We start from the raw sequence: 14553 nt of genomic DNA, 5'->3' as shown, positions 1-14553 counted from the left end.
CCATCGACGCAAGGCCATCATCTCCACCATCAATGCGAGCGCGATGCCGTCTGATCGATCGGATGATAGGTAAAGACCGGCATATCCGGATTTGCATGAAAGCGCACAATGGGCAGAACCACGCCTGTAGCGGTATGGTAGTTACGCTGCATCTGGCGCACATGGGCCAGTGAATCCTTAGGATTCAATCCATCCGGGATATAGAACAGCGCCTCGAAAGGCAGCCTGTCAGGCATATCGTTTGGCCAGCGGCCAATCACCTGCTCGCTGTACTTGTTGTACCTGGACGGTTCGAGATATCCCGATTGCCTTGCAAGAAGACTCAGGTGGAATGATCGCCAATCCACACCGAAAGAGCACTGGTGCTGGAAGCGACCTTGCGGGCTCTTTATGGATGCATAGTGCTGGGCAAATGCACCCACTGTATCGATGCCCTGCTCGGCACATGGCACGCCATCAACAGGATAAGACACGTGCGCACCACATCCGGTGCTGCCTCTTTGCGGGCCCGTGAATGCATCGAATGCGAACGAACAGAGCATACTCAGGGGGAGGATATTTCCCTTCCCCCAGGTGTCTGCTGGCCTGAAAATGAAGCCCTGATCTCGCGCCAGCGCGCGTACACCCATGTCGCGCCGCAAATAACTGAACGACACACCCACGTAACCGTCGTCGCGCTCACGATTATTCCAGAAGCAGCAATCTTCGTAGCTTATGCCGCGAATCACGATACCACTACAGAAATACGCTGGCTTGTCACCATCACATCTTACCGTGTGGTAGTCGTTGAACCGCGCATTCAGCTCCCTGGCAACGTCGTAGCCATCAGGAATCGTCTGGGGTACATCGGAAATGTGCGCCTGATGCGCTGTGACAGCAGCGCCGTATCCACTGATCACCACCAGGCCGATGACACACACCACGCTGCGAAATGAATATCCTTTCATCATCCATACTCCCTTCGTAGATCGCATGATTCTGGCGACAAGCCATGGTATGACACATATGACTCACGTCCAGCCATGGACTGTAGAACCCCGTATTCTCGATGATGTGCTGCGCGATTCCCTGAAGCGACTGATAAGGTAAATCGCAAGCTCGCCGCTATAGGGCCCCAGATAGCCTGCAATTCAGAAGGAGGCCTCGCGCCGGCGTGATCCACGTGCTGGTGCCGTTGCAGAACCCATCGCCGATGCGATCGCCCCCCCCTCCGGTAGCACCGCTGCATTGTAGGAGCGTGCCTGCACGCGACCGTTTGAATCGAAACGATGAAGGTATTCGCGACAACCGGTCGCGCGTAGGCGCGCTCCTACAAGGAAGCGGTAACCCCAAAGGTTTTTCCACACGATCACCGTGAAATCGGTAGAGGCGGCGGGGGCGGCCCTTGGCGCGACTTGATGGAGGTGAGGGGAGCGGGTGGATCAGGCCGCGAAGCGGGGCCGGCCAGGAAGGCCGGCCTTTTTCGCCGAGGCAGGAGCCGAGTCGAAAAACCCCGCCCGCTCACCGTGCCCGAAGGGGCGTAAGCCATAAGACACTGAGCCGCGCAGCGGCTCCTCCTTTCCCGAGGGACACCGCAGGCCGGAGCGACAAGGGCCGCACCCGTCGCCTCCAAGCGATCACGCCACAGGCGCCGAGCGCGAGGCCGACAGGCGAGCCCTTCCTACGGAGCGAAGCGCAAAAAAAGGGCCCCGCAAACGCGAGGCCCTTTTAGGGAGCGAGTGCCTGGAAGGCAGGGACTTAGAAGTCCATGCCACCCATGCCGCCCATGCCACCCGGAGCACCGTGGCCGGCGCCGTCGTCCTTCTTCGGCACTTCCGTCACGGCCGCTTCGGTCGTGATGATCGAGCCGGCGACCGAGGCAGCGAACTGCAGGGCCGAACGGGTGACCTTGGTCGGGTCCAGGATGCCGAAGGCGATCATGTCGCCGAACTCGCCGTTGGCAGCGTTGTAACCGAAGTTACCGTTGCCTTCCTTCACCTTGTTCACCACGACCGACGCTTCTTCACCAGCGTTGGTGACGATGGCGCGCAGCGGGGCTTCCAGCGTGCGACGGGTGATGGCGATGCCGAGGTCCTGGTCCTGGTTGGCACCCTTGAGGCCTTCGAGGGCCTTGAGCGCACGGATCAGGGCGACGCCGCCGCCCGGGACCACGCCCTCTTCGACGGCTGCACGGGTGGCGTGCAGGGCGTCTTCGACGCGGGCCTTCTTTTCCTTCATCTCGACTTCGGTGGCGGCACCGACCTTGATGACGGCCACGCCGCCGGCCAGCTTGGCCACGCGCTCCTGGAGCTTCTCGCGGTCGTAGTCGGACGAGGTCTCTTCGATCTGCGCCTTGATCTGGCCGATGCGCGACTGGATCAGTTCTGCCTGGCCGGCACCATCGATGATGGTGGTGTTTTCCTTGGTGATCACGACGCGCTTGGCGCGGCCGAGATCACTGATGGTGGCCTTGTCGAGGGCCAGGCCCACTTCCTCGGAGACAACCGTGCCGCCGGTGAGGACAGCGATGTCTTCCAGGATGGCCTTGCGGCGATCGCCGAAGCCCGGCGCCTTGACGGCGGCGACCTTCACGATGCCACGGATCGTGTTGACGACGAGGGTGGCCAGGGCTTCGCCCTCGACTTCCTCGGCGACGATCAGCAGCGGCTTGCCGGCCTTCGCGACGGCTTCGAGCGCCGGGAGCAGCTCGCGCACGTTCGAGATCTTCTTGTCGTGGATGAGGATGAACGGGTCGTCCAGTTCAACCTGCTGCGACTGCTGGTTGTTGATGAAGTACGGCGACAGGTAGCCGCGGTCGAACTGCATGCCTTCGACGACGTCGAGTTCGTTCTCGAGACCCGAGCCTTCTTCAACCGTGATCACGCCTTCCTTGCCGACCTTCTTCATCGCGGTGGCGATGATGTCGCCGATGTTGGCATCGGAGTTGGCCGAGATGGTGCCGACCTGGGCAATGGCCTTGTCGTCGGCGGTGGGCTTCGACAGCGCCTTCAGCTCGCCGACGGCGGCCACGACGGCCTGGTCGATACCGCGCTTGAGGTCCATCGGGTTGATGCCGGCGGCAACGGCCTTGAGGCCTTCCTGGATGAACGCCTGGGCGAGGACGGTCGCCGTCGTGGTGCCGTCACCGGCCACGTCGGAGGTCTTCGAGGCGGCTTCCTTCACGATCTGGGCGCCGATGTTCTCGTACTTGTCGGCCAGTTCGATTTCCTTGGCGACCGAGACGCCGTCCTTGGTGACGGTCGGGGTGCCGAAGCTCTTTTCGAGCACGACATTGCGGCCCTTGGGACCGAGGGTGACCTTGACGGCATTGGCGAGGGTGTTGACACCCTTCAGCATGCGGGCGCGGACGTCTTCGCCGAAGCGGACTTCTTTAGCTGCCATAAAATTTTTGCCTCAAAAATTTTGAAATTAGGTAAAGGGTTCTTGATCTTGAGGGCCTGCCAGCGCGACTGACGCGTCAGAGCAGGCCCAACCGCAAGATCAGCCCTCGAGGATCGCCACGATGTCGTCTTCCTTCAGGAAGACCAGCTCTTCGCCGTCGACCTTGATTTCCTGGCCGGCATACTTGCCGAACAGCACGACGTCGCCTTCCTTCACGCCCATGGCGCGGACGGTGCCGCTGGCCAGGGTGAGACCGGTGCCGGCGGCGATGACCTTGCCGCGGGTGGGCTTCTCGGTGGCGCTGTCCGGGATGACGATGCCACCGGCGGAAACGCGCTCTTCTTCCAGACGCTTGACGATGACGCGATCGTGCAACGGCTTCAGCTTGCTCATGACTACTCCAAGCATGTGGTTGATGGTTAAGAAAAAAGGTTCGCCTTGTTAGCACTTGGCCAGGGCGAGTGCCAGAATTCTAGCCAAAGCCTACCCGGAATCGGAAGGGCCTGGCGCTCGCGAAGACATGGCGCCGTCCGGAAACGGTTCAAGGGCGGCGGTACAAAAAATATGACAGCGGGAGAAGAAAGCATGACCCAGACCGGCGCCCTCGTGGTCCTGATCGCCTGCCCCACCGGCGAACCGGCCGACACCCTCGCCCGCAGCCTCGTGGAGGCCGGGCTCGCCGCCTGCGTGAACCGCCTGCCCGGCATGCGGTCCACCTATCGCTGGCAGGGTGAGGTCGTCACCGATGAGGAAGACCTGCTGCTGGCGAAGACCACGTCCGATGCCTACCCGGCGTTGCAGGCCTTCGTCGCGGCGAGGCACCCGTATGAGGTGCCCGAGATCGTGGCATTGCCGGTCACGGCCGGGCATGCTCCCTACCTCGACTGGCTGCGTGCCAACGTCGCTGCAAGCGAATCCGGGGTCGCCCGGTCATAATCACCGACGCCCGACGCGGTTCGTCGCCGCCCCGATCCACGGAGTTGCCATGTCGCTGTTTGCCCGCCTCGCGCGGAACCTGCTCGCCGCCGTCGCCCTGGTCGCCGCCCTGCCGACGATGGCCCAGGACGACGACAACCTGCTGCCGGTCACCGAGGCCTTCCATCTCACCTCGGACGCCAGCCAGCCGGGCATGGTGAAACTGCACTGGACCATCGCGCCGGACTATTACCTCTACCGGGGTCGCATCAAGATCAAGGCCGCCGAGCCCAACGCCGCGACACTGGGCGAGCCGACGTTGCCGGACGGCATCCGCAAGCACGACGACTACCTGGGCGATGTCGAGATCTACCACGGCGACATCGAAGCCAGCGTGCCCTACACGCTGCTCGACAAGGGCACCAAGACTCTCGCGCTGGACGTCCAGTACCAGGGCTGCCACGAGGTGGAGCCCAAGATCTGCTATCCGCCGAACACGGAACATCTGAAGCTTGAGATTGGCGGTGCCTCCACGATCCCGGCATCCACGGGTACGCCGGCTGCCGGCGGTGCCTTCTCCAGCGGCGCCTCGCTGCTCGGTGCGCCCGCTGCCACGCCGGGCACCGAAGCCGCCTCCCTGCCGCCCGACCAGGCCTTCCGTTTCGAAGCCCTGGCGAAGGAAGGCAAGACACTGGTCCTGCGCTGGACCATGCCGAAGGACTATTACCTCTACCGCGACAAGACCCAGATCACCGTGACCTCGCCGGCCGGCGCCAAGACCGGTGAACCCGACTGGCCGAGCGGCACCGCCCACCACGACGAGAACTTCGGCGACACCATCGTCTACTTCGACCAGGTCGAAGTGCCCGTGCCGCTTACCGGGCTCGATGCGTCGAAGAAGGTGGAGCTGGATGTCGCCTACCAGGGCTGCCTGGAAAACGGCATCTGCTACCCGGTAATGACCCGCCACCTCAGCGTCGACCTGGGCAGTGGCGCCGTGGTCGTCGGCAAGATCGGCGCGAAAACCGCCTCCGCTGCTCCCGCCGACGTGGCACCCACGCCACCGCCGGCCGGTCTGAAGCCCGCAGGCGACGACACGCCCGTCGGCATTGCCGCTGCCCTTGGCCTGGCCCTGCTGGGCGGCCTGATCCTCAACCTCATGCCTTGCGTGCTGCCGGTGCTGTCGCTGAAGGCAATCACCGTGCTGGAAAGCGGTGAAAGCCCGGGCGCGGCGCGCCGCCATGCCCTCTGGTACACGGCGGGCGTACTGGTGGCCTTTGCCGCCCTGGGTCTCGTGGTGGTCGGCGTGCGCGCCGCGGGCCACGGCATCCAGTGGGGCGCACAGTTCCAGCAGCCGCTGGCCGTGGGCCTGCTGGTCTACGTGATGCTGGCCGTGGGCCTGTCGATGTCCGGCGTGTTCGAGATCGGCGGTTCGCTGGGCAATATCGGTAGCGGACTGGCTTCGCGCTCGGGCCCGGCCGGCGACTTCTTCACCGGCGTACTCGCCGTGGTAGTCGCCAGCCCCTGCACCGCGCCTTTCATGGGTTCGGCCATCGCCTTTGCCTTCGCGGCACCCATCGCCGTCGCCTTCCTCATCTTCATCGCGCTGGGTTTCGGCCTGGCGCTGCCGTTCCTGCTGATCGGCTTCGTGCCGGCCATCGCCCGCCTGCTGCCGCGCCCCGGTCGCTGGATGGAAACTTTGAAGCAGGCGCTGGCCTTCCCGATGTACCTCACGGCCGTATGGCTGCTGTGGGTGCTCACCAAGCAGCGTGGCGCCGATGCCACGGCACTGGTGCTGGCGGGTGGTGTGCTGCTGGCCATGGCGCTGTGGTGGTACGGCCGTCGTCGCGGCGGTCTGTCGTGGATCTTCAGCGCCGTGCTGGCCATCGGTGCCGCGGCCGCACTGTGGACCGTGCACGGTCTGCCGGCCCAGGCGGCCGGCGCCAGCGTCGCGGCGGACGGCTCGGTGCCCTACTCGCCAGAGAAACTGGCCGAGCTGCGTGCCGCGGGCACGCCGGTGTTCGTGGACATGACCGCCGACTGGTGCATCACCTGCAAGGCCAACGAACGCGCCGTGCTCGACACCGACGCCTTCCGCGACCTGCTCAAGCGCACCGGCACCGTCTACATGAAGGGCGACTGGACCGACGTAAACGCCACTATCGCCGCTTTCCTCGACCAGTACCACTCGGTGGGCGTGCCGCTCTACGTCGTGTATCCGAAGGGTGGCGACGGCCACAAGCTGTCCACGGTGCTCACCTACGACACCGTCGAGAAGGCACTCGAGGCCGCCGCCCACCCATGACCCGCGGCCCGGCGTTCTGGATCGTGGTGCTGGCGGTCGTTGCGGCGGCCGCCGGCTTCTGGACCGAACACCGGCGCCTGAATCCCTCGCCGCCCGAAGGGGTGACGGTGGCCGTCGAGGGCGATATCCCACGCGACGTCGTATTCCTCACGCCTGACGGAAAAGCCCGTCCGTTGTCGGACTGGCGCGGACAGAAGGTGCTGATCAACTTCTGGGCCACCTGGTGCGCCCCCTGCCGCCGGGAAATGCCACTGTTGAGCGAGGCCTATCCGCGCTATCGCGGGCAAAACGTCGCCGTCATCGGCGCGGCGGAAGACACCGCCGACGCCGTACGTGGCTATATCGCGGAGCGGCCGGTCAGCTATCCCGTGGTGATCGCCGGCAGCGACTCACCGGGTGGCTCGCTCTCGTTCGGCAATACGCGACGGGTACTGCCCTATAGCGTGCTGATCGGCGAAGATGGGCGCATCCTGCGCCGCAAGATCGGCACCTTCAGCCCCGCCGAACTCGACGAGTGGCTGGCCCCGGAACACTGAGAACCTCCATGGACACCCCCCCTACCCACGACGAGGCGATCGACGCGACCCGCCTCTGGCTCGAACGCGCCGTCATCGGCCTGAATCTGTGCCCTTTTGCCAAGGCCGTGCAACGCAAGGGCCAGGTCCGTTATGTGGTCAGCGATGCGGACCAGCCGCTGCAACTGCATGCGGACCTGGTGCGCGAACTCGAATTCCTGCGCGATGCGGATCCCGAGGCGGTGGATACCACGCTGCTGATCCATCCCCGGGTGCTCGTTGATTTCGAGGATTTCAACGAATTCCTGGAAGTGGCGGACGATACGGTGGCCGATCTTGAGCTGGAGGGGGACATCCAGGTCGCCAGTTTCCATCCGGATTTCCAGTTCGACGGAACGGCGCCGGACGACATCACCAATTACACCAACCGGTCGCCTTTCCCTACGTTGCACCTGTTGCGGGAAGCCAGCATCGACAAGGCCGTTGCCGCGTTTCCGGAAGCTTCGACGATTTTCGAGGCGAATATGGCGACGCTGGACAGGCTGGGGCATGAGGGGTGGCGGAAGTTATTTGCCGAATCCTGACGCGGTCGCGCGCGAGGCGCGCTCCTACACAAGCCGCGCTGCCCCGCGGATCGACACGGCATTTGTAGGAGCGCGCCTGCGCGCGACCGGGGATAACGGTGCCCTCCCCATGTGATCGCACTACCGTGTCGCGCGCAGGCGCGCTCCTACAGTCCATACGGTGGCGTGTGGAAAGTCACGATCTCCAGCGAACTGCTGCGAACGTCACCGAACTGGACAACCTGCCTGGACAGGCGCACACTGCGCGGCGTTCCGGAGCCCCGGACCCCAAGGTACAGGTGAAGAGTGGCCAGGATCCTCGTCCTGCACGGACCCAACCTCAATCTGCTCGGTGTGCGCGAGCCTTCGGTGTACGGCCATGAGACCCTGGCCGACATCAATGCCTCGCTGCTGGGCCGCGCCCAGGCGGCCGGTCACGAGCTGGGTTTCTTCCAGTCCAACGCCGAGCACGAGCTGATCGGGCGCATCCACCAGGCCCGCGACGAGGGCACCGCATGGATACTCTTCAATCCGGCTGCCTTCACGCACACCTCCGTTGCCCTGCGCGACGCCCTGGCCGGCGTGGCGATCCCGTTCATCGAGATCCACCTCTCCAACCCGCATGCCCGTGAACCGTTCCGGCATCACTCTTATATGTCGGATCTCGCCAGCGGCGTGATCTGCGGCTTCGGCGGTGACAGCTACCGCCTGGCGCTGGAAGCGGCCCTGATCCGCCTCGCCGTTCCGGCCGCCTGATTTTCCTTTTTGCGGCGCCCGAAGGCGCCCATCCCACCACCCGACATAGGTTTGTCCCATGGACCTGCGCAAGATCAAGAAGCTCATCGACCTGCTCGAGGAATCGAACCTCGCCGAGCTGGAAATCAAGGAAGGCGAAGAAGTCGTCCGCCTTTCGCGCGTGCCGAAGGGCAGCGTCGCCGTTGCCGCGCCGGTGTACCAGCAGGCGCCGGTCGCCGCTGCACCCGCTCCGGCAGCTGCCGTCGCCGCTCCGGCTGCCCCGGCTGCCGACGCCCTGCCCGCAGGCCACGTCGTGAAGGCGCCGATGGTTGGCACCTTCTACGCCGCGTCCACCCCGGGCGCCCCGGCATTTGCCACGGTCGGCCAGCAGGTCAAGGCTGGCGAGACGCTGGGCATCATCGAAGCGATGAAGATGTTCAACCAGATCGAGGCCGATGTGGCCGGTACCGTCGTCGCTGTGCTGGTCGAGAATGGCCAGCCGGTGGAATTCGACGAACCGATGTTTGTGATTGCCTGAGGCCCTCGCCATGCTCGAGAAGGTCGTCATTGCCAATCGCGGCGAAATCGCGCTGCGGGTGCTGCGCGCGTGCCACGCGCTGGGCATCAAGACGGTCGCGGTGCACTCCACCGTTGATCGCAACCTAAAGCACGTCGGCCTCGCCGACGAATCGGTATGCATCGGTCCGGGTCCGTCCGCCGAAAGCTACCTCAACATTCCGGCGATCATCGCCGCGGCCGAGATCACCGACGCCGCCGCGATCCATCCGGGCTACGGCTTCCTGTCCGAAAACGCCAACTTCGCCGAGCAGGTGGAGAAGTCGGGCTTCGTCTTCATCGGCCCCACGGCCGACGTGATCCGGCTGATGGGCGACAAGGTCGAAGCCATCCGCGCCATGAAGGCCGCGGGCGTGCCGTGCGTGCCCGGCTCGGGCGGTCCGCTCGGCGACGACGTGGACGAAAACCTGCGCATCGCCCGTGAGATCGGCTATCCGGTCATCATCAAGGCCGCCGGCGGCGGCGGTGGTCGCGGCATGCGCGTCGTGCGCACCGAAGCCCACCTTGCCGCCTCCATCGTCATGACCAAGCAGGAAGCCAAGGCGGCTTTCAGCAACGATCAGGTCTATATGGAGAAGTTCCTGGAGAATCCGCGCCACGTGGAAATCCAGGTGCTGGCCGACGGCCAGGGCAATGCCATCCACCTGGGCGAGCGCGACTGCTCCATGCAGCGTCGTCACCAGAAGGTGGTGGAAGAAGCACCGGCTCCGGGCATCACGCCGGAACTGCGCGAGCAGATCGGCAAGGTGTGCGTCGACGCATGCATCCGCATCGGTTATCGCGGCGCGGGCACGTTCGAGTTCCTGTTCGAGAACGGCCGTTTCTACTTCATCGAGATGAACACCCGTATCCAGGTGGAGCATCCGGTGACGGAACTAGTCACGGGCGTGGACCTCGTACGCGAGCAACTGCTCATCGCCAGCGGCCAGAAGCTGTCGATCCGCCAGGAGGACATCGTCCTCACCGGTCATGCCATCGAATGCCGCGTGAATGCCGAAGACCCCGACACCTTCATGCCGAGCCCTGGCACGGTGAAGCGTTTCGAGGCTCCGGGTGGCCCGGGCGTGCGCGTCGATACGCACCTTTACGACGGCTATCGCATCCCGCCGAACTACGACTCGATGATCGGCAAGATCATCGTGCACGGCCCGGATCGTGCCACTGCTATTGCGCGTATGCGCATGGCGCTGAACGAAACGGTGATCGAAGGCGTGAAGTGCAATATTCCGCTGCAGCAGCGCATCATGGCCGACATAGGCTTCCAGCAGGGTGGACAGAACATCCACTATCTGGAGAAGCGCATGGCAGAGCAAAAGGAAAAGGAAGCACCGCAGGGGGAGTAATCCGCTCCCTGTAAAAAAAATCCCGCCGAAAGGCGGGATTTTTTTTATGCGATATCCACCCCGCACCCCGTCGTTCCAGCGAACGCTGGAACCCAGCGCCCCGGCTCACCAGCACCGCGAGGCGTTGCATCGGCTCCTGCGCGCTTACGCCTTTCGATAACCGCTGATGCGCACCCAGTCTTCCAGCGTGCGTACTTCCAGGCCGTCGAACCATTCGGCATAGCGCACCAGCAATTCCTCGTGCTGCCCGTGAAGAATGCCCGACAGTGCAAACGGCGCGCCCGGCTTCACGGCGGCGGCAAACGTCGGCGCAAGCTCACCCAGTGGCCCCGCAAGGATGTTCGCCACCAGCACATCGGCCAGCTCCACCGGCGCTTCGCCGGGCAGATAGACGGCCAGGTCCGCATGCACGCCATTGCGCTCGGCATTGTCATGCGAGGCCAGCAGCGCCTGCGGATCGTTGTCGATGCCCACCGCACGCGATGCGCCAAGCTTCAGCGCCGCGATGGCGAGGATGCCCGAGCCGCAGCCGTAGTCGAGCACGTGCTTGCCGGCCAGCTGCTGGCCATCGAGCCATTCCAGGCACATGGCCGTGGTGGGGTGCGTGCCCGTGCCGAAGGCCAGGCCCGGATCCAGTCGCACGACCACGATGCCGCCATCCTCCGGTGGCTCGATATTCCACGGGTATACCCACAGACGGCGGCCGAACGGCATCGGCTTGAACTGGTCCATCCAGGCGCGTTCCCAATCCTGGTCTTCCACTTCGCGCCACTCGATGTGCGCCGGCTCGATGAACGGCAGGTCGTCGGCGATGGCGGCGGTCAGGCCGCGGCGGTCGGCCTCGATGTCGAACAAGGCATGCAGCACGATCTGGTTCCACAACGGAATCTCGCCCACGCCCGGCTCGAAGATGGCCTCTTCGTCGGGCGTCTCCGCATCGGCGTCACGCAGGGTGATCGACAGGGCGCCGAGGTCCTCCAGCGCGGTTTCGACGCGCGGCTGTTCGGCGGCGCGGATGGTGAGGGAGAGTTCGAGCCAGGGCATCGTGGGATCGCAACAGAGGGACAGGAGCCACGATTCTACCGGCCATGCAGGCTATGATCGAACGATGTACACGCAGTGTCCCAAGTGCCTCACCGTCTACAAGCTGGAAGCCGAGCAACTGGTGCCGGCCTGTGGCTGCGTGCGCTGCCGCCATTGCGACACCGTGTTCAATGCGCTGGGCACGCTGGCGACCCAGCTGCCGCCCGAGCCGTTCGCCCGCCTGCCCGAGCATGCACTCGACCGCGAGCCACCGCTTGCCGATGTGGCGGTATTCCGTCCCAGGCCGGAGCCGGAGCCTGTCCCTGAACCGGAGGGACCGCTCTTCGTCGAAGAAGCCGTGACAGGGGCGCCCGACACCACCCCGGACGAACCCGCGCCAGCGGAAGACTTCTCCCAGCTCACGTTTACGCCGGCCTTCGCCCGCCGCAAGCGCCGCTCCTGGCAGACCGCCGCGTGGGTGCTGGTGTGCGCCGTGCTACTGCTCGGCCTGCTTGCGCAACTGGGCTGGGCCAAGCGCGAGGCGCTGATTACCGATGACACCATGGGACCCTTGCTGGGCAAGGTCTGCGATGTGTTCGGTTGCCGCCTCCCACTGGTTGCGGCACCCGATCGCCTGCGCCTGCTCGCGCGCGATGTCGAGCAACATCCTTCGGTGCCCGACGGCCTGCTGATTACCGCCAGCGTGCGGAACGATGCAGGTTTCGCGCAGCCTTATCCGGTGGTGACCATCGTGCTTTCCGATGCGCAGGGCGAGCGTCTGGCCATGCGCCGCTTCCGTCCGGAAGACTATGTCGGCGATGCCGGTGTGCGTGCCCGTGGATTGTCCGCCGGCGCGACCACCGCGATGGTCTTCGAAGTGCAAGACCCGGGCCAGCGGGCGGTGGCATTCTCGTTCAGCTTCGAGTGACCGTTCGAAAAAATTTCTTTTTGCAAGCCTGCACTTCCAGCGCCTGGGCGAGTACACTCGGTCCCCTTCGCGACTTTCGCCCCCCTTCTGGTGGTGCGTCTTCGTCGCACCCAAGCGACCATTATTCGAACAAGAACTGACCGGAGCTCCGCGTTCCGGGCTGCGAGAGGGGAATGCCTTGAACGCTGTGAGACTGACTGCCGGCGAGGCCGCCAACGAGACCTCCGTGCAGAGCGCCCTCAGCGAATGCGTCAGCCTGACCGTGCGTCGCTATCTCGCAGACATTGGTGACACCGAGTTCGGTGAAGGTCTTCACGCCCTGGTGATCCGCGAAGTCGAAGGCCCCCTCCTGCGCGAGGTGCTCGCCTTCCACGAAGGCAACCAGAGCCGCGCCGCTGCCGCCCTCGGCATCAACCGCGCCACCCTGCGCAAGAAGCTGGCCGCCCACGGCATCTCCTGATCCGGCCTCACGCCGGGCCGCCCGGACGTCCGGGCGGCTATAATGACGCGCTTTCCTCCCCGGAAGTGCCCATGCCCACGCCCGACCTCGTCCCCGTCCGCCGCGCACTTGTCAGCGTCTCCGACAAGCAGGGGCTCACCGACCTCGCCCGCCGCCTCGCCGCGGCCAACGTCGAAATCCTTTCCACTGGTGGCTCCGCGAAGGCACTTCGCGACGCCGGCATTCCCGTGCGCGACGTCGGCGACCTGACCGGCTTCCCCGAGATCATGGACGGTCGCGTGAAGACCCTGCACCCGCGCGTGCACGGTGGACTGCTCGGCCGTCGCGGCACCGACGATGCGGTGATGGCCGAACACGGCATCGTGCCCATCGACCTTCTGGTGCTGAACCTGTATCCGTTCGAGCGTACCGTCGCCGATCCGGCATGCACGCTGGAGAACGCGATCGAGAACATCGACATCGGCGGCCCCGCCATGCTGCGTGCCGCCGCGAAGAACTGGAACGACGTCGGCGTGCTCACCGATCCGGCGCAGTACGACGACGCACTGGCTGAAATCGAATCGAAGGGCGGCCTGTCGCGCGCCACGCGCTTCCGTCTTTCGGTGGCCGCGTTCAATCGCGTATCGAACTACGATGCCGCCATCAGCGATTATCTTTCGGGCCTCAGCCTGGATGACACGCACACCGCCGTTGCCACCCATGCGGAATTCCCGGAGCAGTCGAACGGCCGCTTCGTGAAGGTCATGGACCTTCGTTACGGCGAAAACCCACATCAGGCGGGTGCGTTCTATCGCGATCTGTATCCGGCACCGGGTACGCTGGCTACGTTCCGCCAGTTGCAGGGCAAGGAGCTCTCGTTCAACAACATCGCCGATGCCGATGCCGCATGGGAATGCGTGCGCCAGTTCGATGCACCGGCCTGCGTGATCGTGAAGCATGCCAATCCCTGCGGCGTCGCCGTGGCTGCCGATCCGCTCGCCGCGTATGAACTGGCCTATGCCACCGACCCGACCTCGGCATTCGGCGGCATCATTGCCTTCAACCGTCCGCTCGATGCGGAAACGGCACGCGTGATTCTCAAGCGTCAGTTCGTCGAAGTGCTGATTGCCCCCGTCGTCGAAGCCGGCGCCGTGGAAGAGGCCACGAAGAAGGCCAATGTGCGCGTGCTCGAAATCCCGCTGGGTGACGGTCGCAACACGCATGACATCAAGCGCGTTGGCTCGGGCCTGCTCGTGCAGACTGCGGATCACCGCCAGGTGACGCGCGACGAGCTGAAGGTGGTGAGCAAGCGCCAGCCCACGCCCACCGAACTCGACGACCTGCTGTTCGCCTGGCGCGTGGCGAAGATGGTCAAGTCCAACGCTATCGTCTACGCGAAGGACAACCGCAGCATCGGTATCGGTGCGGGCCAGATGAGCCGCGTGGTGAGCGCGAAGATCGCAGGCCTGAAGGCCGAAGAAGCCGGTCTCACGGTGCCGGGTAGCGTGATGGCATCCGATGCGTTCTTCCCGTTCCGCGACGGCATCGATGCTGCTGCCGCAGCAGGTATCGTTGCCGTGATCCAGCCGGGTGGTTCGATGCGCGATAACGAAGTGATCGAAGCCGCCGACGAACACGGCATGGCGATGGTATTCACCGGCATCCGTCACTTCCGTCACTGATACCGCTGCACGCTTTTGTAGGAGCGCGCCTGAAGTGGCCGGGTATTTGAGGACCACAGATAGGAGCGTTAAGCCGCCAGTGCCTCAAACTCCGCTGGCGGTCGGTAATCGAGCGAGGAGTGTAGTCGCTCCTGGTTGTAGTAGCGGA

Annotated in this window: 14 protein-coding genes; 10 read left to right on the top strand and 4 right to left on the bottom strand. The window is 64.6% G+C overall.

Going from position 1 to position 14553, the window contains the following annotated elements:
* Window positions 1–29 precede the first annotated feature (29 nt).
* The 3 genes from HBF25_RS17700 to HBF25_RS17690 form a co-directional block, all read right to left on the bottom strand.
* On the bottom strand, window positions 30–950 hold the full coding sequence (locus HBF25_RS17700; RefSeq protein ID WP_166950776.1) for a hypothetical protein: 921 nt from the start codon (window positions 948–950) through the stop codon (window positions 30–32).
* Window positions 951–1737: 787 nt separating this feature from the next.
* Window positions 1738–3381, bottom strand: a complete 1644-nt coding sequence (gene groL, locus HBF25_RS17695; protein ID WP_166950774.1) for a chaperonin GroEL — start codon at window positions 3379–3381, stop codon at window positions 1738–1740.
* Window positions 3382–3480: 99 nt separating this feature from the next.
* Window positions 3481–3774, bottom strand: a complete 294-nt coding sequence (locus HBF25_RS17690; RefSeq protein ID WP_144916355.1) for a co-chaperone GroES — start codon at window positions 3772–3774, stop codon at window positions 3481–3483.
* A 192-nt stretch (window positions 3775–3966) separates the two neighbouring features.
* Between HBF25_RS17690 and cutA the strand changes: the two genes are divergently transcribed.
* The 7 genes from cutA (at window position 3967) to accC (ending at window position 10333) form a co-directional block, all read left to right on the top strand.
* Window positions 3967–4317 (top strand): divalent-cation tolerance protein CutA, encoded by a 351-nt coding sequence (cutA, locus tag HBF25_RS17685; RefSeq protein WP_166950772.1) that lies wholly within the window; start codon window positions 3967–3969, stop codon window positions 4315–4317.
* 49 nt (window positions 4318–4366) lie between these two features.
* Complete coding sequence (locus HBF25_RS17680) at window positions 4367–6601, top strand: protein-disulfide reductase DsbD family protein (RefSeq protein WP_166950770.1); 2235 nt, start codon at window positions 4367–4369, stop codon at window positions 6599–6601.
* Window positions 6598–7137, top strand: coding sequence for a TlpA family protein disulfide reductase (locus tag HBF25_RS17675; protein ID WP_166950768.1), 540 nt, complete (start codon window positions 6598–6600; stop codon window positions 7135–7137). Before HBF25_RS17680 ends, HBF25_RS17675 begins: the two co-directional genes overlap by 4 nt.
* 8 nt (window positions 7138–7145) lie before the next feature.
* Window positions 7146–7700, top strand: coding sequence for a DUF1415 domain-containing protein (locus HBF25_RS17670; protein ID WP_166950766.1), 555 nt, complete (start codon window positions 7146–7148; stop codon window positions 7698–7700).
* Between the two features lie 285 nt (window positions 7701–7985).
* Complete coding sequence (gene aroQ / locus HBF25_RS17665) at window positions 7986–8435, top strand: type II 3-dehydroquinate dehydratase (RefSeq protein ID WP_166950764.1); 450 nt, start codon at window positions 7986–7988, stop codon at window positions 8433–8435.
* 58 nt (window positions 8436–8493) lie between these two features.
* Window positions 8494–8952, top strand: a complete 459-nt coding sequence (gene accB, locus HBF25_RS17660; protein ID WP_166950762.1) for an acetyl-CoA carboxylase biotin carboxyl carrier protein — start codon at window positions 8494–8496, stop codon at window positions 8950–8952.
* Window positions 8953–8962: 10 nt separating this feature from the next.
* Entirely contained in the window at window positions 8963–10333 is a 1371-nt protein-coding gene (gene accC, locus HBF25_RS17655) for an acetyl-CoA carboxylase biotin carboxylase subunit (RefSeq protein ID WP_166950760.1), read from the top strand.
* Between the two features lie 144 nt (window positions 10334–10477).
* Here the strand turns inward: accC and prmA are convergent, their stop codons facing one another.
* A complete protein-coding gene (prmA, locus tag HBF25_RS17650) occupies window positions 10478–11377 on the bottom strand; it encodes a 50S ribosomal protein L11 methyltransferase (RefSeq protein WP_166950758.1) in 900 nt (299 codons plus the stop codon).
* Window positions 11378–11441: 64 nt separating this feature from the next.
* Between prmA and HBF25_RS17645 the strand changes: the two genes are divergently transcribed.
* The 3 genes from HBF25_RS17645 (at window position 11442) to purH (ending at window position 14405) form a co-directional block, all read left to right on the top strand.
* Complete coding sequence (locus HBF25_RS17645; RefSeq protein ID WP_166950756.1) at window positions 11442–12284, top strand: zinc-ribbon and DUF3426 domain-containing protein; 843 nt, start codon at window positions 11442–11444, stop codon at window positions 12282–12284.
* A 178-nt stretch (window positions 12285–12462) separates the two neighbouring features.
* Entirely contained in the window at window positions 12463–12744 is a 282-nt protein-coding gene (locus tag HBF25_RS17640; protein WP_166950754.1) for a helix-turn-helix domain-containing protein, read from the top strand.
* A 71-nt stretch (window positions 12745–12815) separates the two neighbouring features.
* Entirely contained in the window at window positions 12816–14405 is a 1590-nt protein-coding gene (purH, locus tag HBF25_RS17635) for a bifunctional phosphoribosylaminoimidazolecarboxamide formyltransferase/IMP cyclohydrolase (protein WP_166950752.1), read from the top strand.
* Window positions 14406–14553 lie beyond the last annotated feature (148 nt).

The organism is Luteibacter anthropi (assembly GCF_011759365.1).
GTDB lineage: Bacteria > Pseudomonadota > Gammaproteobacteria > Xanthomonadales > Rhodanobacteraceae > Luteibacter > Luteibacter anthropi.
The sequence above is the reverse complement of the archived record's forward strand: the minus strand, read 5'-3'. Positions and strand labels throughout refer to the sequence as shown.

Bases quoted from the DNA above. Each gene is read 5' to 3' on its own strand.
- HBF25_RS17700 (WP_166950776.1), bottom strand. From the start codon at position 950: ATGATGAAAGGATATTCATTTCGCAGCGTGGTGTGTGTCATCGGCCTG.
- groL (WP_166950774.1), bottom strand. From the start codon at position 3,381: ATGGCAGCTAAAGAAGTCCGCTTCGGCGAAGACGTCCGCGCCCGCATG.
- HBF25_RS17690 (WP_144916355.1), bottom strand. From the start codon at position 3,774: ATGAGCAAGCTGAAGCCGTTGCACGATCGCGTCATCGTCAAGCGTCTG.
- cutA (WP_166950772.1), top strand. From the start codon at position 3,967: ATGACCCAGACCGGCGCCCTCGTGGTCCTGATCGCCTGCCCCACCGGC.
- HBF25_RS17680 (WP_166950770.1), top strand. From the start codon at position 4,367: ATGTCGCTGTTTGCCCGCCTCGCGCGGAACCTGCTCGCCGCCGTCGCC.
- HBF25_RS17675 (WP_166950768.1), top strand. From the start codon at position 6,598: ATGACCCGCGGCCCGGCGTTCTGGATCGTGGTGCTGGCGGTCGTTGCG.
- HBF25_RS17670 (WP_166950766.1), top strand. From the start codon at position 7,146: ATGGACACCCCCCCTACCCACGACGAGGCGATCGACGCGACCCGCCTC.
- accB (WP_166950762.1), top strand. From the start codon at position 8,494: ATGGACCTGCGCAAGATCAAGAAGCTCATCGACCTGCTCGAGGAATCG.
- accC (WP_166950760.1), top strand. From the start codon at position 8,963: ATGCTCGAGAAGGTCGTCATTGCCAATCGCGGCGAAATCGCGCTGCGG.
- prmA (WP_166950758.1), bottom strand. From the start codon at position 11,377: ATGCCCTGGCTCGAACTCTCCCTCACCATCCGCGCCGCCGAACAGCCG.
- HBF25_RS17645 (WP_166950756.1), top strand. From the start codon at position 11,442: ATGTACACGCAGTGTCCCAAGTGCCTCACCGTCTACAAGCTGGAAGCC.
- purH (WP_166950752.1), top strand. From the start codon at position 12,816: ATGCCCACGCCCGACCTCGTCCCCGTCCGCCGCGCACTTGTCAGCGTC.